We start from the raw sequence: 18,743 nt of genomic DNA on the forward strand, positions 1-18,743 counted from the left end.
GAGTTAAATATTTTTTTTAAAATAGTACTTTTTATCTTTTTGTTGAATAAAAACCTCTTTACAATTGGTAGGATGCATAAAATTATGAGCAATTGATGGGTTAAAACAGGTTTTGTTTATAGAAAATAAAGCCTCAAAATCTTTCTTTCCTTCGGCTGTATATCTGGCTATTTTATATATTTCAAGATTTACTTGTTGTTCAATTTTAAACCATGCACCACTTCCAATTCCACCTAGCCAAGTTCCTTTTTTTAATTCAAAAACTTTTATATTCGGGTGTTCTGTGCCAATTAAATTAGGTTCATTATTAAATTTCTTAAAAAAAGAAGCTTTGTATTCTTTTAGAATGGATCTATTTTTATAAACCTTAATTTCTTGTTTATAAATGGTATAAATTATGTTGTTTGTATTTCCTTTAATAACATTTCCAATAGGACTCGGTGTTAATAGATTCGACTTTTTTAGTTGTTTACCAATTTTTTTATTTGAAGAAGAAGTAATAATAGCATCCGTTACAAATCTGGCACAATTGGTTCCTTTTTTTATAAAAGCACCATAAGGAATTTCTTTTTCATCAATTAATTGATGAATAAATTGATGCGCTTTGCTAAAGTCAATTTCATTATGAACACTAGCTACTAATCTGCCGTCACCATGCGTTTTTTCTGGATGCTTTTCTATCCAAAGTAAAATATCTTTTAAGTTGGTTAAGGTTCCATTTTTAAATTTAGCATTTATAGAAACTTCAAGTTCCGGATCTGTTTTTTTACATCTAACCCGTCCGTTACTATAAGTGGTAATATATCTACCAAAATCGAAATAACTGATTTCAGGTTCTTCTTTTTTAATCAATAATAAGGCTGCATGTCCAGCCTGTACAGCATGTTTGCCTCCAATACCAATTAGAGGCCAAATTTTACTTGAAGGCTCCCAATAAGCAGGTCTCACAACCGTATCAGGATAAGAGAGAATTATTATAATTCCGTCAGTCTTTTGATTGCTCATTAATTATTAAAAATGGCTTTAAGTAGAATATTAAACGTTTTAAAAGCAAAGTAAATAGTAAAAACAACTAAGATAGCTGCTGCCAATAAAATAAGATAAGCAAGATATTCTTTAGGTGTATTATCAAACTTTTTTAAAGCTTTAAACCCCATAGTAAGTGTTATGGGAGAAGCTATAAAAAGGAAAAGTAAAATACTTAAATACTTTAAACCTTTTCCTAATAAGTCATAGTTAGTACTCATTTTTTATAATTTTTAATAGCGTTTCTAACATTACCAAATTTAATTAACAACTCACTTGCTTTCTTTTGGTCGATATTTAATTCTTTAGCTAACATTATTTGGCCTCTTTCTACCAGTTTATTGTTAGAAAGCTGCATGTCTACCATTTTATTCCCTTTAATTTTTCCTAATTGAATCATGGTAACGGTAGACAACATGTTTAGAACTAATTTTTGTGCAGTTCCGGCTTTCATTCTAGAACTTCCAGTAACAAACTCTGGTCCCACAATAACTTCTATAGGAAACTGTGCAACTTGCCCTAAAGGACTATTTTTATTACAAGCAATACAACCCGTTATAATATTGTTTTTATTACATTCTTCTAAAGCAGAAATTACATAAGGCGTTGTACCCGAAGCCGCAATACCAACAACAGCATCTTTATTAGTAATGTTGTGTGCTTGTAAATCTAACCAACCTTGGTTCGTAGAATCTTCGGCAAACTCAACTGCGTTTCTAATAGCAATATCTCCGCCGGCTATAATACCAACAACTAATTGAGGAGAAACACCAAAAGTAGGTGGACATTCAGAGGCATCTACAACACCTAATCTACCAGAAGTACCTGCTCCTAAATAAAAAAGTCTCCCGCCGTTTTGTAATTTATTTACAATTTGTACGGTTAAAGCTTCAATTTGTGACAATGCTTTTTCTACAGCTAAAGGTACCGTTTTGTCTTCGTTATTTATGTTGCTTAAAAGTTCTGTTACAGACATCTTTTCTAGATGATTGTACTTAGAATCTTGCTCGGTTGTTTTAATAAATGTCATTGGCCAAAAATACTGAATTCTTAGCTATATTTTTAATTATTTTTTGGGCGTTTTAACCGGCTTTCCTCTATATCTTTTTTTTGGGTTACATTTATTTTAACATTTCCCTAATCAATTTCTAGGTATTATTTATAGGAAATACAGAAATCTAAATAATAAAAAAAAAGGATAGAGCTTGTCTTGAGCGAAGTCGAAAGGTTTCAATCCCTAACGCAAACGGACTTTGTGATATTTTAACAAGGGGGTTAAATCCCTTAATTTTTTAATAACTATTCTTTATCTATTAAATTTATAGTAAAAGTATCTGTTTCAGAAATATGAAAATAGCCTAAAGGAAAATTAGTTTCGTTTGTGGTGTTAATTATGTTTCCTAACAAAGAGGTTGGAGCAGATTGAAACGGACCACCACCACTTTCTCCACTTTGATTTAATAAAATGGAAAAATAGGTGTTATATTCTTTAGATATTCCAGATAATTTGACCTCTATTTCTTTAGGTAATTCAATATTTTCGTCTTCATAAAAATAAGAAAAATTATATTTAGATCCATTAAAATAGGTGTCTTCAATATTAACAAAATTATAGGTATCAATATTAAAAAGATAGTAATTATCTTCTTCTATATTGTCCGAAAATAAAATTTTCAACTCTATTTCGTCATCAGAAAAAAGGGTATCATCTCCTTGTGTAATAGTATTAATAACGGTAGATTTTATTTTTGTAGCTTTTCCTTTATAAGTTTCGTTTTCATAAATAACAGTCAATTCATACGTTATATCATCCGCAGGAATAAAAGGATTTATAGGTTTAAAATTCCCATCAGCATTTGTGTCTACAAAAGGAATTATAGTATTATCAGATAAGTTAGTTAAAGTAACGGTTGCATTTGTAACAGGGGGAATTTCATCTTCAAAATAATCTGCAGATAAACTTAGTTTTACAGTGGTATTTGCTGTTACCGGGTTTTCATCAAAGAATACTTCAAAACTAGCATCAATTACTAATTTTGGTTCAATAGAAGGAACATCAACCTCTATTACTTTTTCACAATTAGAAAAAAGTAATATAAATAAAAAAGGAAGTATAAATTGTTTTTTCATTTTATATATTTTATTTTCAAGGAGTTTAAACCCCTCGTTAGAATTTAAAATTATAGGTTACAGAAGGCACTAAACCAAAAATAGAAGTTTGTATCGCTTCGTTTCTGTAGGTTTCATCATTCTGTGTAAAGTTTATAGATGCTGCATTTTGACGGCCATATAAATTATAAATTCCAAAAACCCATTCTCCTTGCCACCTTCTGTTTTTATTCTTTTCAGGAGTTAAGGTTGCAGAAACATCTAATCGATGATAAGCAGGTAATCTATCTGCATTTCTTCTATTATCATCATAAATTGGTACATTTAAACTTTGTATTTCATATTGACCTACAGGGTAATTTGTAGGTTGTCCTGTTTGAAAAACAAAATTAGTATTGAATTTCCATTTCTCATTCAACTCGTAACTTGCATTTATAGAGAAATCATGTGTTTTATCATACGGAGTATTATACCATTCTCCACTGTTAATTCCGGGTTCGGTGGCCGTTCTTCCTTGTGTTAATTGTTCTGACTTAGATAATGTATAAGCAAACCAACCTTTAAACTTTCCGGCGTTCTTTTTAAGTAAGAATTCTAAGCCATAAGCTCTTGCTTTTCCGTTTAAAATTACGGTTTCAATTTCATTATTAGCAATTAAATTGGCCCCATTTATGTAATCTATTCTATTTTGAATGTCTTTATAAAATACTTCTGTTTCTATGGAATAATCACCATTTTTTAAGGATTTAAAATACCCAACGGCATATTGATCTAAAAGTTGAGGTTTTATATATTTTCCACTTGGCGTCCAAACATCTAATGGAGTAGGAGATGAGGTGTTAGATAATAAATGCAAATACTGTGCCATTCTATTGTAACTTGCTTTTATAGACGTATGATTATCTAAAATGTAAGACATAGAAATTCTAGGCTCAAAGTTGTTAAAACTTCTAATAACATTACTTCTATTAAAAGATTCTGTATCTATTGCCTCTGCAGATTCATATTTTTTAAATTCTTCATTATAAATTACAGCTTCATCATTGGCGTATACATTTAATTCATCTTGTCCTAATCTTGTAAAGTTGCTAAAACGAATTCCGTATTGCAATCTTAATTTGTCGCTAATTTTGTGTTCAGCATCTATATAGGCAGCAAATTCATTGGAGTATTTGTCAATTAATTTTTTAGGAACAATTCCAGAATCTTCTCTATTTGGCAAAATCTCTCCTGGATTAAATTTTGTATAGATATTGTTTATTCCATAACTCAATTTAAATTTATTATTAATGTAATGATTAAAATCGTATTTCAGATTGTAATTTGTAATACCAGAATCCCACTCAAAACCAATAAAATCTAGCGTTAATCCATAGAAATAATCAGAATAAATTAAAGATAAGTTAGAGAATAATTTATCAGAAAAAAGATGATTCCAACGCAGGTTTCCTACTTTATTTCCATATTCATTTACAAAGCTATCACTAATTCCAAAAATATCCTTTCCAAAATAACCAGAAAAGAAAATACTATTTCTGTCGTTTATTCGGTAGTTTACCTTTGTGTTTAAATCATAAAAATAAGCGGTGTTATCATTATCAAAAAGCGGTAAGAATAAATGAGCGTAAGAAGATCTTCCGCCAACTAAGAAAGATACTTTTTCTTTTTTTATAGGACCTTCAATTAATAATCTAGATGAAACCAAACCAATTCCTCCGGTTGCTTTAAACTCTTTACTGTTTCCTTCTTTTTGATAAATATCTAAAACAGACGATAATCTTCCGCCATATTTTGCAGGAATTCCTCCTTTATATAGTTTAACATCTTTGATTACATCTGGATTAAAAACAGAGAAAAATCCAAATAAATGAGACGAATTAAAAACAATTGCTTCGTCTAATAAAATTAAATTCTGATCTGCAGCACCACCTCTTACATTAAAACCAGAAGCGCCTTCTCCCGCACTTGTAACTCCAGGTAATAAGATTAAAGATTTAATAATATCTGCTTCTCCCAATACAACGGGTATTTGTTTTATAGTTGCAGATGTAAGTCTGTTAACACTCATTTGAGGTGTTCTCACATTCAAGTTTTCTACATTACCTTCTATAATAATTTCATCTAAATTTTCAGATTCTTCTTTTAAGTAGAAGTTTTTAGATGTTTTTTCTTTTAGGTTGATCGTTTCCATTATAGTACTAAAACCAATATAACTTACCTGTATTTTGTATATTTCTTTTGGTAGGGTTATAGAAAAGAACCCATATTGATTGGTTGTGGTTCCAGAGTTTAATTCAGGAAAGTATATGGAAACTCCAATTAAAGTTTCATTATTACTATCGTCATAAACAGTACCACTAATTGTATATCTTTCTTGAGAAAAAGCAGTAATGCTTAATAATAATAGTGTTACGAAAAGTAGTTTTTTCAAATAAAACATTTTGTTTAATGATTTAAAATAAATAATAAACAAAAATACAATACTAATTTTTAATATAATGTAAAAAAATAAATATTTTATAGTTTTAGTGTCCGATTATTTTTTTTTAGATTATTAATCCCTTTTAAAATAAGGGGCTTCACGTATTTTATAAATGATACCCTTGCTTTTTTGAAATAATTTTATTGAGAAAAGGTAGACTAATTTTAGTTTAAGTTAGATTGGTTTTTCAGGTGGTTAGAGTAAAGTCTTGGTTCTTGATTCTAAAAGCGAAGAGGTCTTATATTTTTTATAGGACACTAATGATTTTATATAAGATTTATAAACAACAAAAGCCGATGTTTATACATCGGCTTTTGTTTAAAATATTTGTATTTAGAAATCTAAATAGCGTTTAAAATAATATTTAAAGTAGAATTTGGTCTCATTGCAGCATCAGCTAAATTTTCGTTTGGTAAATAATAACCTCCCATATCTACAGCATTTCCTTGAATTTCATTTAATTCAGCTACAATTTTAGCTTCGTTATTTTTTAATTCAGTTGCAACTTTAGAAAAAGCAGCTTTTAATTCTGCATCTTTATCTTGTGCAGCCAATCCTTCTGCCCAGTAGGTTGCTAAGTAGAAATGACTTCCTCTGTTATCTAATTCACCAACTTTTCTTGAAGGAGATTTATCATTTTCTAAGAATTTATCTGTAGCTTCATCTAACGTTTCAGCTAAAATTAAGGCTTTAGAGTTATCATTAGAAGTACCTAAGTGCTCTAAAGAAACGGCTAGTGCTAAAAACTCACCTAAAGAATCCCAACGTAAGTGATCTTCTTCTAAAAATTGTTGAACATGTTTTGGAGCAGAACCACCAGCACCAGTTTCAAACAATCCACCACCACTCATTAAAGGAACAATAGATAACATTTTAGCAGAAGTACCAACTTCTAATATTGGAAATAAATCTGTTAAATAATCACGTAAAACGTTTCCAGAAACAGAGATAGTATCTTCTCCTTTTACAATTCTTTCTAAAGTGAATTCAGTTGCTTTTATTGGAGATAAAATTCTAATATCCAATCCAGAAGTATCATGTTCTGGTAAATATTTTTTTACTTTTTTAATAATTTCAGCATCATGAGCTCTATCTTTATCTAACCAAAATACGGCAGGAGTACTAGAAACTCTCGCTCTTGTAACTGCCAATTTAATCCAATCTTGAATTGGTAAATCTTTCGCTTGGCACATTCTCCAGATATCTCCTTCTTCAACAGTATGTTGTAAAAGTGTTTTTCCAGAAGCGTCTATAACAACTACTTTTCCGTCAGCTGCTATTTCAAAAGTTTTATCATGAGAACCATATTCTTCTGCTTTTTGAGCCATTAAACCAACATTAGGAACAGTTCCCATAGTTGTAGGATCTAAAGCACCATGTTTTTTACAGAAATTGATAGTTGCAGAATAAATACCTGCATAAGCACTATCAGGTATAATAGCTTTGGTGTCTTGTAATTTTCCATCTGCATTCCACATGCGTCCAGAAGTTCTAATCATAGCAGGCATAGAAGCATCTATAATAACATCAGACGGTACATGTAAATTAGTAATTCCTTTTTCAGAATTTACCATAGCTAATTCAGGACCATGATCTATAGCATATCTTATTTCTTGTCTAATTTCATCACGTTTTTCTTTTGGTAATTCGCTTAGTTTAGAAAGTAGGTTTCCTAAACCATTGTTTACATCTACACCAATTTTCTTAAAAGTTTTTCCGTGTTTCTTAAATAAATCTGCAAAATATACACGAACAGCATGACCAAAAATTATTGGATCACTCACTTTCATCATCGTTGCTTTCATGTGTAAAGAAAACAACACATTTTTATCTAAAGAATCTTCATATTGTTCTTCTAAGAAAGCAATTAATGCTTTTTTACTCATTATAGTAGCATCTATAATTTCTCCGTCTAGTAGATCTAATTTTTCTTTTAAAACGGTTTTAGTTCCATTTTCTGCTATATGAACAATACTTATTGATGTTGCATTTTTTACAGTTACAGATTTTTCATTATTGTTAAAATCTCCTTCTGTCATTGTTGCAACATGTGTTTTAGAATCTGCAGACCAAGCACCCATAGAGTGTGGGTTTTTACGCGCATAATTCTTTATTGCTTTTGGTGCTCTTCTGTCAGAATTACCTTCACGTAAAACTGGGTTTACAGCAGAACCTTTTACTTTATTATAAAGTGCTAATACAGCTTTGTCTTCATCTGTTTTTATTTCATCCGGATAATTTGGAAGTGCATATCCTTTTTCTTGTAATTCTAAGACTGCTTCTTTTAACTGAGGAACAGAAGCACTAATATTAGGTAATTTAATAATGTTAGCTTCTGGCTTATTAACAAAATCACTCAAAAAAGCCAAAGCATCTTCTACTTTTTGTTCTGGAGTTAAATATTCTGAGAAATTAGCAAGTATCCTTGAAGATAAAGAGATATCTTTTACTTCAATTTCTATGTTAGAAGATTTTGTAAAAGCTTTTACTATAGGTAAGAAAGAACGTGTTGCTAAAGCCGGAGCTTCATCAGTTTTTGTGTATATAATTTTAGCTATTTTACTCATTTTGAGATATTTTTTTATAAGTTATTTGTTTTTTAACGAAATGCTTTTCGTAAAAAAGTGGAACAAATTTATGAATTAATAACGACACTTTTGTTGATTAATTACCATTAATTATATCATTTTTATGAGTATTTAATAATAAAGTTACGTTATTGTTAAGAATGTGAGTTTAAAACAAAATAAAAGCCATATCATACAATTTCTTGCAGTGATATGGCTTTTTCGAAATAGTATTTTTGTACTGTTTGTATTGCTACAAGGTTAAATAAAAGTTTCCTTTTATATTTCTTTTTTTAGAAAGAAATTACTTATTACTATTTCAGTTTTGAAACATCCTTAATTTTAAGAAAGCATGCTGCTATTTTTAAAATTTTTATGAATGTTTCGATTGTAATCATTAAAAATTAAACTTGCCTCGATTTAGTTACTATTTACACAATGCGTAAATCTTGCTTTGATTTTCTATGTTATTTTTTCAAATAAGAAGAAATTCTTGTTTATTTTTTTCTGATAACAATAGTATATAAAGAACGTTGCTTTATGTATTTACATACAATTTTCAATTACTTTGTAAATTCTGATATAAATATACAAATAATCTACAGTTCTATTTGGTTTTTAACATTTTGATTATTAACATTTTATTAACCGTAGTTATAAACATTTGTGAACTAAAAAAAGCGTTGTGATTTCTCACAACGCTTTTTAATACTTTTATGTAAAAGAAATTATCTTCTTTTTTCAGTAATTCTAGCTTTCTTACCAGTAAGACCTCTAAAGTAGAAAATACGAGCTCTACGTACTTTACCTCTTTTGTTTACTTCAATTTTTTGAATAGAAGGTAAGTTTACAGGGAAAATTCTTTCTACACCTACAGTACCAGACATTTTTCTGATTGTAAATGTTTCTGAAGCTGCAACTCCTTTTCTTTGAATAACTACACCTCTAAAAAACTGAGTACGTACTTTATCTCCCTCTTTAATTTCGTAATAAACAGTGATTGTATCTCCTGCTGCAAATTCTGCAAATTCTTTTCTAGTTACAAATTCGTCTTGTACAAACTTTACTAAAGCTTCCATAATATTATAATTTAATTGATTTTGTAAAGCAACATTCACGATTTTTTCGTCAGAGGTTAATTTAGCGGTTGCAAAAGTAGTCATTATTTTTTGTTGATAAAACTAATAACCATTATTTTTTATTGTTTTTAAAAAGTGCTTTTTCTTATATATTACAACTACTTTAATAAGTCTGGTCTTATTTTTTCAGTTCTTTCATAAGCTTGGTCGCTTCTCCAATCATCTATTTTAGGGAAATTACCAGACAATAATACATCAGGAACTTTCATCCCTTCAAATTCTGAAGGTCTTGTATATACTGGTGGCGATAACAAATTGTCTTGAAAAGAGTCTGTAAGTGCAGATTGTTCGTCTCCAATAACCCCTGGAATTAAACGTACAACTGCGTCTACTAAAACTGCAGCAGCTAATTCTCCGCCAGTTAAAACATAATCTCCAATAGAAATTTCTTTAGTAATGTATTTATCACGAATTCTTTGATCTACACCTTTATAATGTCCTGTTAAAATAAGGATATTCTCTTTTAAAGAAAGTGTGTTTGCTGTTCTTTGATTTAACGTTTTTGCATCTGGAGTCATATAAATAACTTCATCATACGTTCTTTCTAATTGCAATTTCTTAATACAATTAGCAATCGGTTCTATCATCATTACCATACCAGCGCCACCACCAAATTGAGTGTCGTCTATTTGTTTGTAATTTCCTAAACCGTATTCACGTAAATCGTGAATAATAATTTCTGCCAAACCTTTTTCTTTTGCACGTTTAATGATTGAATGATTAAACGGACTTTCTAATAAATTTGGGGCAACTGAGATAATATCTATTCGCATGTGGCAAATGTACTATTTTTGTTGGGTTTAGAAATACTAGATTTTTAGTTATCTAAATGATAAAAATTAAAATTTTATTCTTTTACTGGATGTTGATTATTTCTTAAATTTGATCTTTATATGGAAGAATTAACATTAACAACACCAGCACTTTTATTTTCTGCAATATCTTTAATTATGTTGGCATATACGAACCGTTTTTTGGCGTATGCAGCAGTGATTAGAAATTTACATGATATTTATTTAGAAAAGCAAGATCATTCTTTACTAAGACAAATTAAAAATTTAAAATTGCGTTTAAACTTAACCAGGTGGATGCAAATTTTCGGGATTTCTAGTTTGTTATTTTGTGTGGTAACCATGTTTTTAATTTATGTACATTTAAAGATATTGGCAGCTTGGGTATTTGGTTTTGCATTAATTTTATTAATGATTTCTCTTGGATTATTGATAAAGGAATTACAGATTTCCATACGAGCATTGCAACATCATATTGAAGATATTGAGGAGCATTTAGAAAAATAGACCATAAAAAAAATCTCAAGTGATAACTTGAGATTTTTAAAATTTATTAAAATAGGAAATCAATTTACATCGCTCCCCATTCTATTAAAGATGCTTTGTTCATTTTTACATAACCAGCATTTCCCGCTTTTTCTGAGTATTTTAAAGATTCTTTAGCCGCTTTAATTGCTCCTTTTTTATCTCCTGCTTTTGCATGAATTAATGCTTGTTTGCGTAAAAAATAGAATTTTGGTGCATCAGCAGTCATTTCAATAGCTTTGTCAATCCACGTTTGTGCTTTTTTAATATCTTTATCAGCTTCTAAATAATAAGATGCAGATGCATAATAATCGTTTGCAGAAGGCCCGTTCATAACAGCGGTAATTTGTTTAGAAACTAAAGATTCTGTTGGTGTTTCAAACTTTAAACCTACATATGTGTTTTCCCATAAAATACCTAAAACAGCAGAACTATTTGTAATGTTATCAAATGTCATCGTAAAAGTTTCTATTTTCATAGGCATTGTTTGTGGAGTCGCTTTTGCTTGTGCAGCTACTTTAGCATCATCCCATTTTGCAGGATTCCCCCAATTGGTTGTATCCGCATAAAAATATACGTTCCAAGAATCCTTTCCTGGTTTTGTGTATAGTGCATACGTTCCTTTCTTTAAATCTTTACCATTAACGGTTACATCTGTAGAAAAAGTAATTTTAGTGTTTTCATTTGCGCCAGTTCTCCATACTTCATTAAAAGGAACTAAATCTCCAAAAATAGTTCTCCCTTTTATTCCAGGTCTAGAGTATTCTAAAGTTACATCTGTCAATCCTACTTTTTGTTCTATTTTTTGAGAAGGACTAGGTGCTGGTGTTTTTATTTGTGCATTTACGGTAAAAGTAAAAATGGCTACAAATAATGATAGTATAATTTTATTCATAATTATAGGTTATTTAGGTTTTAATTGATTTTCAAAATTACAATTTCAAAATACTGTAAACGTTAACAAAACCTTAAAATAAACGGATGTATCTTTGTGTTTATTGATACAGTTTTATGAGGAGAATAAGTGTTTTAGGTTGTGGTTGGTTAGGTAAGTCTTTAGCAATTTCATTGTTAGATGAAGGTTATTTTGTAAAAGGGTCTACTACTACAGAAGAGAAATTAGAACTTTTAGAAATGAATAATATTGAACCTTATCTTGTTAATATTTCCGAATTTGAAGAGTTTGATGATTTCTTGCATACAGATATTTTAATTATTGCTATTACGTCTAAAGATGTGGATGGTTTTGAGAATTTAATTTCACAAATTGAAAATTCTGAAATTCAAAAAGTAATCTTTATCAGTTCTACTGGTGTCTATGGACGATTGAATAGAGTAATGACAGAAGAAGATGAAGTTTTAAAAACTCCGTTAACAGAAATTGAAAATTTATTTAGAGAAAATACTTTTTTCGAAACTACAATTATTCGTTTTGCTGGTTTGTTTGGTGATGTAAGACAACCTTGTAATTGGTTTAAAAACGGACGAAAAATTCCGCAACCAAAAGGATTTGTAAATATGATTCATAAAGAAGATTGTATTGAAATTATTCATGAAATCATCGCTCAAGATTGTTGGAATGAAACTTTTAATGCGTGTTCTAATCACCATCCAACAAGGAGAGAATTTTATACAATAGCAAAATTAAGTAACGATTTTGAAGTACCCGAATTTGAAGAGAATGAAGTGTACGAATGGAAAATTATCAGCTCTAAAAAAGTCCAGGAGGTTTTAGAGTATGAATTTATTCATGATGATTTGTTGAGTATTTAAGTATCAAATGTTCATTGTAAAAGGATATTGACGATGTATATGAGGTTTCTCAATCGCAAAAAAGCTCATTTCGAAATAACAAAACGTTTGTCTCTTTTTAGTTTGTAAATTGCTATGAGACTTCTCCTCATTCTTCGTTTGAAATAACAGTGAGCTGTGATGTGAGTTTGAGTATTTTTTTTGATAAACTAAATTGAAAAATTTTTAGAGTAACCAGAAATAAGTATAAATTGTCACTTCGACTTTTGGAGAAGTCTCATAGAGTAGATAACACAATACGTTGCACTTTTGTAAATTTTCGCGTGAGTTTATCTTGAGCGAAGTCGGAAAGCTAAAAAGCGCTCATTTTGAAATGATAAAAGGAGTGTGTTTTCTGTTTTTTTATGGATGAAGATAATTGTATCGAGTAGTTTTTATTTTTGCTAACTGCTAACTGCTAACTGCTAACTGCTAACTGCTAACTGCTAACTGCTAACTGCTAACTATATTTCCTCTTTCTCAAGTAATTAAAAACAAATCCGAAAGCAAATAAAAGTATTAGCGGAAGTACAACATTAAAAAACTGCCAAAAAGTACGTTCTTTAAAAGCTTTTTTTTTGTCTAAAGTTCTTATCTGTAATGTTTTGTTTCTAAGTTGAATTAAGCCCGCATCATCTAATAAATAATCAACAGTGTTTAATAGGAAATCTTTATTTCCAAATTGTTGATTTGTCCATTTATCTCTATTTAAATCGAAAGGTTTTTCTTTTAAAATTTGGTTTTTGCCAATATCACCATCAGAAATTATTACCATTTTATTGTTGGTAGCATGGTCTTTAAATAAAGGTGTTTCAAAAGGTTTTACTCTATTTTTATAAGCCGATTTAAAATCACCTTCTAATAAAACAGCAAACAATTGATTTCCGCCTTTGTACTCATCTTCAATTACTTCATCAGCAATTGATTGGAGTTCAATAAAACTAGGAGTACCTACTTTTTTTGTTAATGTAGAACTTAGTAATAAAGGTGTTTTTTTTATGTTATTTTTTAAAGTATCAATCTGATTTGCAAATTGTAAACGAACAGGAGAAGTGTTTTTTGTAATGGCATGATTTGGGTTTCCTCCAACCAAGGGGTGATAAAACCAGTCTAAGTTTTTAAACTGCGTTTGATTGCCAACTTTACCAGTGGCTAATGGAATTTGAGCAGCATATAAATCTTTAATCAACGTAGTGTTAATTCTAATTCCGTAAGAAAATAACAGATCTGTTAAGTTTAAATCTCTTGGATATGCCAACATTTTACCGGAAGTAAACAAACTGTCTTGATCTGCTTGCACATTATCCAACATCCACAATGTTTTTCCGCCATTGGCGATAAATTGATCTAAAGTTAGTTTTTCTTTCTCTGTAAATTTTTGAGTAGGTTTAGCAATAATAGCCAAATCTAAAGAGGTTAAATCTTTTAATGTTTGCTGCGGATTGGTTGTTACAGAATCTAAGGTAAACTTTGCTAGCTTATATTTCTTAGCAACTTCACTTAAAAAACTATATTGATAAATGTCTGGTAATTCTCCATTTCCGGTAATTACGGCAATACTTTTTTGTTTTTTTTGAGTAACGGAATTAATAGCATTAGAAAAACTATATTCTAAATTTTCAATGGCTTTTTGCAACTGTTCGTCTTGAGATGCCACAATTGCATTTGGAAGCAAAGATACAATGGTGGCTTTTTTGCCGTAAGTTATTTCTGCCCAAGGAAAAATAATAGCTTCAGATAATTTCCCTTGCTCTTCTACTGTTAGTTGACTTGGCAGCATACCTCGTTTAATTAGGTTTTCTCGCTGGTTATCTGGAGCTTCAAAATTTATTTTTATGTTTGGGTTTTTAATGGCTAACTCTTCTAAATACTGACGAGTTTCTACCTGAAGTCTTTTAAATTCTGAAGGAAAATCACCTTCTAAATAAACAGAGATAAATAGTGGTTTATCAACTTTAGAAATAATTTTTTCTGTAGTTTTAGAAAGAGTGTAACGTTTATCTGCAGTTAAATCGAAACGTTTATAAAATGATTGATTGATAATATTTAAAAAAATCAATCCAATAATTAATATTGCTATATTTTTTAGTTTCTTATTCATTGTCTAGACGTATTTTAGTAATGAATAAAAAGAAAATAGTAACACTTAAAAAGTATACAATATCTCTTGAGTCTATAATACCTCTAGAAATACTTTTAAAATGTTCGTTTATTCCCATTTTTTTAATGGTTAAGTCATTACCAAGAGAATTGGAAATGGCATCGAAACCATAATACAAAAAGAAGGTAATAAAAACACCTAAAATAAAAGCGACTATTTGGTTTTTAGAAAGTGTAGATGTAAATAAACCAATAGCAGTATAGGTTGCTGCTAAAAATAATAAGCCAAGATAAGAGCCAATTGTGCTACCGAAATCTAGGTTTCCAATAGGGTTTCCTAATTGGTATATTGTATAAACATAGGTTAGGGTTGGTATTAAAGCCACTACAACCAATAGGAGTGAAGCCAAGAATTTTCCCAACACAATTTGCCAGTCGGAAATTGGTTTTGTTTTTAAGAGCTCTATGGTGCCGCTGTTTAATTCGTCTGCAAAACTTTTCATGGTTATTGCCGGAATTAAAAATAGAAATACCCAAGGAGCAAAAAAGAAAAACGAATTTAAATCTGCAAAACCTGCGTTTAATATATTAAAGTCTCCTTTAAAAACCCATAAAAATAAACCGTTCATCAACAAGAAAACACCAATAACTAAATAGGCAATAGTACTTGAGAAAAATGAGTTGAATTCTTTTTTAAGGATTGATATCAATGTAAAATAGTTTATACGTTTACTTGGTTCTTTTTATTTCTAATTTTGTTGATAGAAATACGATTATGTTCATTTTAAATGATAATGAATTTATAAAATGTCATTCGAGGCTTGTCTAAGACTAATTTTCTTCATCAAAAGCACTTCGACAGGCTCAGTGTGACATTGTTTTTTTTAATTGTTCTTAGGTTTTAAGATGTTATTAAATTAATTTCAATAACCAATTAATATTTTTGATGTCAGTCTGAGCTTGTCGAAGACTTTTTGATCTTGTCTCTTGGTTCTAGTTTTTATTTCTCTAACTTGTAAATTCTATTATCTTCAAAACCTTCGTCTGTTCTTTCTATTTGCAAGTCAAAATCTAGTTTATGTAATAACGTAATAGAAGCAAGATTATTTTTGTGTGTAAAAGCTTCAATAGTTTTTAATTCCATTTTTTCAAAAGCATACTCTAATACTTCTTCAAAAGCCTCCGTCATGTAACCTCTTTCTTGATAATCAGGATGAATTTCATACCCAATTTCTGCATAATTATCTGCAACATCAAAATTTCGTAAACCAATTGTACCTAATAATTCAGCACTGTTTTTAGATTCTAGAACCCAGAATATACCTTGGTTATCAGTAATTAAATTAGAAATTTCATCGATAAAAGCTCTAGATTCTGAAAGATTTTTTGGTGGTACTCTTTGTATATATTCATTTACCTCTTTATTTGCTCTTAAACCAAAAATTGCTTTTGCATCATCTAAGTTTAACGCTCTTAATGTTAATCTGTCTGTTTCTAAAACAGGGAATGTAGTAAAATCGAAATCCATTATTTATTATTATTTGTCTTTATTGTTTATTGTAAGCTAACTTTTTTATCCACACTCCAAGCAAGAGGTTTCTCATTGAAAAATAATTTTGTTTTTGCCCAAACATCTTTAAAAAGTAGCGAGTTTTTGTAATTTTCTAAATCTTTTTCTTGTTCCCAATAAGAATAGGTAAAAAAGATTTCTGGGTTCTTTTTATCTTGATATAATTCTAATAAATTACATCCTTTACTAGCTCTAATCAAAGCTTTTTTTTCTTCAAACAGTATTAAAAACTCTTTAATGTTCTTTGTATGAAAACTCATTTTTACTATTCGTACAAACATTCTATTATGTTAAAGGTGTAAAATCAGGTTGAGAATCATTAATAAAATCAATGGTAATCGAATCCCTATAATTTAATCCTAATAAGGTAGATGCCCCACCAACCGTTTCTAAATTACTTCTGTATACCGCAATTTCTAAATAGCCAGCAGAATTAAAAATGGCTAATCTACTTCCATCATATTTTATGTTGTCATGAGCACTATCGCCTGTTACTTCATTATATTTTGTAAATATTTTGGTAAAATGATAACGACTAGCACTTACTTTAAAACGGCGTCCTTTGCCTATTTCACTAAACATTTTTGTGCTAATATTACTAATTACGTTTCCATAATTATCTATATAAACAACGCCACCAATAATTTTATTTTTATCTTGATTTACTTTTGGCTGAATTTCAACTAACTTTTTGTATTCTTTAATTTCTTTGCCAATAACCGTTAAATTTCCGCCTCTGGCGATAAAACAAGCAACTTGTACAAAAACATCTAATACAGGAAAACTACTTTCTACTCTGTCATGAATATTAATTTCAACAATTCTTGTTGGATTGATTTCAGAAGCAATCATAGAGATTAATCCGTTATCCGGACACACAAAATAATGATTGTCTAATTCAATAGCAATATGTTTGTTATCATCACTTAATTCTGAATCTACACCAACAATGTGTATGGTTCCTTCTGGAAAACTTTTATAAGAATTTTTTAAAATATATGCGGTTTCGGTAATGTTAAAAGGAGTAACCTCATGTGTAATATCTACAATTTTAGCATCGGGTAGCTCAGAATAAATAGCTCCTTTTACAGCGCCTACAAAGTGGTCTTTTGTTCCAAAATCTGTTGTTAAGGTGATTATAGGCATTAAAAAAGGGCTGTTAATTAAATGTGTAAAAGTTGTTAATTATTTTACGCAAATCTAATCATTTTAGAAAATTTATTAGCTATTTTTAGTTGAAATAAAAATGTAATTTATTAATAAAAATTAATCATTTGAACGAACGCACTATAGAGCTTACAGAAATTAGTCCTAAAGATTTTTTCGGAGCACAAAACAGTACTATTGAACAGTTAAAAAGATACTTTCCAAAAATTAAAATCGTTGCTAGAGGATCTAAATTAAAAATTTATGGAGACCCAGAAATTTTAGATGAGTTTGAAACTCGGTTAGAACGTTTGATAAAGTATTTTAATAAATACAATAAGTTAGATGAAAACAGTATAGAACAAATTTTAACATCTAACGGAAACGAAGAAAAAACAGCTGCTGCTAAAAATGCCAAAGAAGTTTTGGTACATGGTGTTAGCGGCAGGTTAATTAAAGCTCAAACTGAAAACCAGCGTAAAATGGTTACTTTAATGGCAAAGAATGATATGTTGTTTGCCGTTGGTCCTGCCGGTACAGGAAAAACCTATACAGCGGTTGCTTTGGCAGTAAAAGCTTTAAAAGAGAAAGAAGTTAGAAGAATAATTTTAACAAGACCCGCAGTAGAGTCTGGTGAAAATTTAGGATTTCTTCCAGGAGATTTAAAAGAAAAATTAGATCCCTACATGCAACCTTTATATGATGCTTTAAGAGATATGATTACGCATGAACGTTTAGAATCTTATTTAGAAAAAGGGGTGATACAAATTGCACCTTTGGCATTTATGCGTGGTAGAACTTTAGACAACGCATTTGTAATTTTAGATGAAGCCCAAAATACAACTCATAATCAAATGAAGATGTTTTTAACAAGAATGGGAAAAAGTGCAAAGTTTATTATTACGGGAGATCCTGGTCAGATAGATTTACCAAGAAAGCAGGTTTCTGGCTTAAAAGAGTCTTTATTAGCTTTAAAAGATATTGACGGAATTGCGCAAGTACATTTAGATGACAAAGACGTGGTAAGACACCGATTGGTTAGAAAAATTATTAGTGCTTATAAAAGTATAGAAACAGAATAGTTTTTATATGATATGGAGTATAGAAATGATTTTTTAGAAAGAGAAATACAGAAAATAACCCTATTTTTAAGAAAAACACTCTCTAAAATAGCAAAAGATGATGATGACGTTTTTTCATTACAATCTTTTAATGAGGATTTAAAGGGGAAATTAGATTTTGGCTTTTATGAATTATTAGATTTAAGTATAGATGATTTAAAAACGAAAATAGAAGGATTAAATGTGTTCGTTTTAGAAGAATTATTAAGGGTTTTTTATCAAATTAGTAAAAACGAAATGCTAATTTCAGATAATTCTAATTTAAAAACAGCAGCATTAATTATCCTTGAAGAGATTGAAAATAATACCAAAGTTTATTCTTTAGAAAGACAACAGATAAAAAACTACTTCAAATCAGAAAAAAAAAGAAATTGAA

Annotated in this window: 18 protein-coding genes; 4 read left to right on the top strand and 14 right to left on the bottom strand. The window is 29.6% G+C overall.

All coding sequences use genetic code 11. The annotated features are described in order from the left end of the window. Positions 1-3: 3 nt before the first annotated feature. The 8 genes from JOP69_RS18305 to trmD all read right to left on the bottom strand — a co-directional run bounded on the left by JOP69_RS18305 (position 4) and on the right by trmD (position 10,096). Complete coding sequence (locus tag JOP69_RS18305) at positions 4-1,005, bottom strand: DUF6695 family protein (RefSeq protein WP_203394717.1); 1,002 nt, start codon at positions 1,003-1,005, stop codon at positions 4-6. Beyond that, complete coding sequence (locus JOP69_RS18310; protein WP_203394716.1) at positions 1,005-1,247, bottom strand: DUF6095 family protein; 243 nt, start codon at positions 1,245-1,247, stop codon at positions 1,005-1,007. The genes JOP69_RS18305 and JOP69_RS18310 overlap by 1 nt, the downstream gene beginning before the upstream one ends. Continuing rightward, the gene (gene murQ, locus JOP69_RS18315; protein ID WP_203394715.1) at positions 1,244-2,056 is read right to left on the bottom strand and encodes an N-acetylmuramic acid 6-phosphate etherase; all 813 of its coding nucleotides are present in this window, start codon (positions 2,054-2,056) and stop codon (positions 1,244-1,246) included. Before murQ ends, JOP69_RS18310 begins: the two co-directional genes overlap by 4 nt. A gap of 269 nt (positions 2,057-2,325) precedes the next feature. Continuing rightward, positions 2,326-3,156 carry a DUF4249 family protein gene (locus tag JOP69_RS18320; RefSeq protein ID WP_203394714.1) on the bottom strand — a complete coding sequence of 277 codons (831 nt, stop codon included), beginning with the start codon at positions 3,154-3,156 and terminating at the stop codon, positions 2,326-2,328. A 37-nt stretch (positions 3,157-3,193) separates the two neighbouring features. Then, positions 3,194-5,575 (bottom strand): TonB-dependent receptor, encoded by a 2,382-nt coding sequence (locus JOP69_RS18325; RefSeq protein ID WP_203394713.1) that lies wholly within the window; start codon positions 5,573-5,575, stop codon positions 3,194-3,196. Between the two features lie 383 nt (positions 5,576-5,958). Next, positions 5,959-8,184, bottom strand: coding sequence for an NADP-dependent isocitrate dehydrogenase (locus JOP69_RS18330; RefSeq protein ID WP_203394712.1), 2,226 nt, complete (start codon positions 8,182-8,184; stop codon positions 5,959-5,961). 728 nt (positions 8,185-8,912) lie between these two features. Further along, positions 8,913-9,263, bottom strand: coding sequence for a 50S ribosomal protein L19 (gene rplS, locus JOP69_RS18335; RefSeq protein WP_203394740.1), 351 nt, complete (start codon positions 9,261-9,263; stop codon positions 8,913-8,915). Between the two features lie 158 nt (positions 9,264-9,421). Further along, on the bottom strand, positions 9,422-10,096 hold the full coding sequence (trmD, locus tag JOP69_RS18340; protein WP_203394711.1) for a tRNA (guanosine(37)-N1)-methyltransferase TrmD: 675 nt from the start codon (positions 10,094-10,096) through the stop codon (positions 9,422-9,424). Positions 10,097-10,216: 120 nt separating this feature from the next. Between trmD and JOP69_RS18345 the strand changes: the two genes are divergently transcribed. After that, the gene (locus tag JOP69_RS18345) at positions 10,217-10,621 is read left to right on the top strand and encodes a DUF2721 domain-containing protein (protein ID WP_203394710.1); all 405 of its coding nucleotides are present in this window, start codon (positions 10,217-10,219) and stop codon (positions 10,619-10,621) included. Positions 10,622-10,685: 64 nt separating this feature from the next. Here the strand turns inward: JOP69_RS18345 and JOP69_RS18350 are convergent, their stop codons facing one another. Beyond that, positions 10,686-11,534, bottom strand: a complete 849-nt coding sequence (locus JOP69_RS18350; protein ID WP_203394709.1) for a DUF2911 domain-containing protein — start codon at positions 11,532-11,534, stop codon at positions 10,686-10,688. 116 nt (positions 11,535-11,650) lie between these two features. Between JOP69_RS18350 and JOP69_RS18355 the strand changes: the two genes are divergently transcribed. Beyond that, positions 11,651-12,412 carry an NAD(P)H-binding protein gene (locus tag JOP69_RS18355; protein WP_203394708.1) on the top strand — a complete coding sequence of 254 codons (762 nt, stop codon included), beginning with the start codon at positions 11,651-11,653 and terminating at the stop codon, positions 12,410-12,412. A gap of 478 nt (positions 12,413-12,890) precedes the next feature. On the opposite strand, the gene gldG is transcribed toward JOP69_RS18355, so the two are convergent. The 5 genes from gldG to JOP69_RS18380 all read right to left on the bottom strand — a co-directional run bounded on the left by gldG (position 12,891) and on the right by JOP69_RS18380 (position 17,246). After that, on the bottom strand, positions 12,891-14,531 hold the full coding sequence (gene gldG, locus JOP69_RS18360; RefSeq protein ID WP_203394707.1) for a gliding motility-associated ABC transporter substrate-binding protein GldG: 1,641 nt from the start codon (positions 14,529-14,531) through the stop codon (positions 12,891-12,893). After that, positions 14,524-15,240 (bottom strand): gliding motility-associated ABC transporter permease subunit GldF, encoded by a 717-nt coding sequence (gene gldF / locus JOP69_RS18365; protein WP_203394706.1) that lies wholly within the window; start codon positions 15,238-15,240, stop codon positions 14,524-14,526. The genes gldG and gldF overlap by 8 nt, the downstream gene beginning before the upstream one ends. Before the next feature lie 290 nt (positions 15,241-15,530). Next, positions 15,531-16,058 carry a GNAT family N-acetyltransferase gene (locus JOP69_RS18370; RefSeq protein ID WP_203394705.1) on the bottom strand — a complete coding sequence of 176 codons (528 nt, stop codon included), beginning with the start codon at positions 16,056-16,058 and terminating at the stop codon, positions 15,531-15,533. A 26-nt stretch (positions 16,059-16,084) separates the two neighbouring features. Further along, positions 16,085-16,381, bottom strand: coding sequence for a putative quinol monooxygenase (locus tag JOP69_RS18375; protein WP_203394704.1), 297 nt, complete (start codon positions 16,379-16,381; stop codon positions 16,085-16,087). Positions 16,382-16,385: 4 nt separating this feature from the next. Further along, complete coding sequence (locus JOP69_RS18380) at positions 16,386-17,246, bottom strand: S-adenosyl-l-methionine hydroxide adenosyltransferase family protein (RefSeq protein ID WP_203394703.1); 861 nt, start codon at positions 17,244-17,246, stop codon at positions 16,386-16,388. Positions 17,247-17,374: 128 nt separating this feature from the next. Between JOP69_RS18380 and JOP69_RS18385 the strand changes: the two genes are divergently transcribed. Further along, a complete protein-coding gene (locus JOP69_RS18385; protein WP_203394702.1) occupies positions 17,375-18,328 on the top strand; it encodes a PhoH family protein in 954 nt (317 codons plus the stop codon). Between the two features lie 12 nt (positions 18,329-18,340). Continuing rightward, entirely contained in the window at positions 18,341-18,742 is a 402-nt protein-coding gene (locus JOP69_RS18390) for a hypothetical protein (RefSeq protein ID WP_203394701.1), read from the top strand. Position 18,743: the final 1 nt, after the last annotated feature.

The organism is Polaribacter sp. Q13 (genome assembly GCF_016858305.2).
Lineage (GTDB): Bacteria > Bacteroidota > Bacteroidia > Flavobacteriales > Flavobacteriaceae > Polaribacter.

Coding starts and splice junctions, on each gene's coding strand:
- JOP69_RS18305 (WP_203394717.1), bottom strand. CDS start 1,005: ATGAGCAATCAAAAGACTGACGGAATTATAATAATTCTCTCTTATCCT.
- JOP69_RS18310 (WP_203394716.1), bottom strand. CDS start 1,247: ATGAGTACTAACTATGACTTATTAGGAAAAGGTTTAAAGTATTTAAGT.
- murQ (WP_203394715.1), bottom strand. CDS start 2,056: ATGACATTTATTAAAACAACCGAGCAAGATTCTAAGTACAATCATCTA.
- JOP69_RS18320 (WP_203394714.1), bottom strand. CDS start 3,156: ATGAAAAAACAATTTATACTTCCTTTTTTATTTATATTACTTTTTTCT.
- JOP69_RS18325 (WP_203394713.1), bottom strand. CDS start 5,575: ATGTTTTATTTGAAAAAACTACTTTTCGTAACACTATTATTATTAAGC.
- JOP69_RS18330 (WP_203394712.1), bottom strand. CDS start 8,184: ATGAGTAAAATAGCTAAAATTATATACACAAAAACTGATGAAGCTCCG.
- rplS (WP_203394740.1), bottom strand. CDS start 9,263: ATGGAAGCTTTAGTAAAGTTTGTACAAGACGAATTTGTAACTAGAAAA.
- trmD (WP_203394711.1), bottom strand. CDS start 10,096: ATGCGAATAGATATTATCTCAGTTGCCCCAAATTTATTAGAAAGTCCG.
- JOP69_RS18345 (WP_203394710.1), top strand. CDS start 10,217: ATGGAAGAATTAACATTAACAACACCAGCACTTTTATTTTCTGCAATA.
- JOP69_RS18350 (WP_203394709.1), bottom strand. CDS start 11,534: ATGAATAAAATTATACTATCATTATTTGTAGCCATTTTTACTTTTACC.
- JOP69_RS18355 (WP_203394708.1), top strand. CDS start 11,651: ATGAGGAGAATAAGTGTTTTAGGTTGTGGTTGGTTAGGTAAGTCTTTA.
- gldG (WP_203394707.1), bottom strand. CDS start 14,531: ATGAATAAGAAACTAAAAAATATAGCAATATTAATTATTGGATTGATT.
- JOP69_RS18370 (WP_203394705.1), bottom strand. CDS start 16,058: ATGGATTTCGATTTTACTACATTCCCTGTTTTAGAAACAGACAGATTA.
- JOP69_RS18375 (WP_203394704.1), bottom strand. CDS start 16,381: ATGTTTGTACGAATAGTAAAAATGAGTTTTCATACAAAGAACATTAAA.
- JOP69_RS18380 (WP_203394703.1), bottom strand. CDS start 17,246: ATGCCTATAATCACCTTAACAACAGATTTTGGAACAAAAGACCACTTT.
- JOP69_RS18390 (WP_203394701.1), top strand. CDS start 18,341: ATGGAGTATAGAAATGATTTTTTAGAAAGAGAAATACAGAAAATAACC.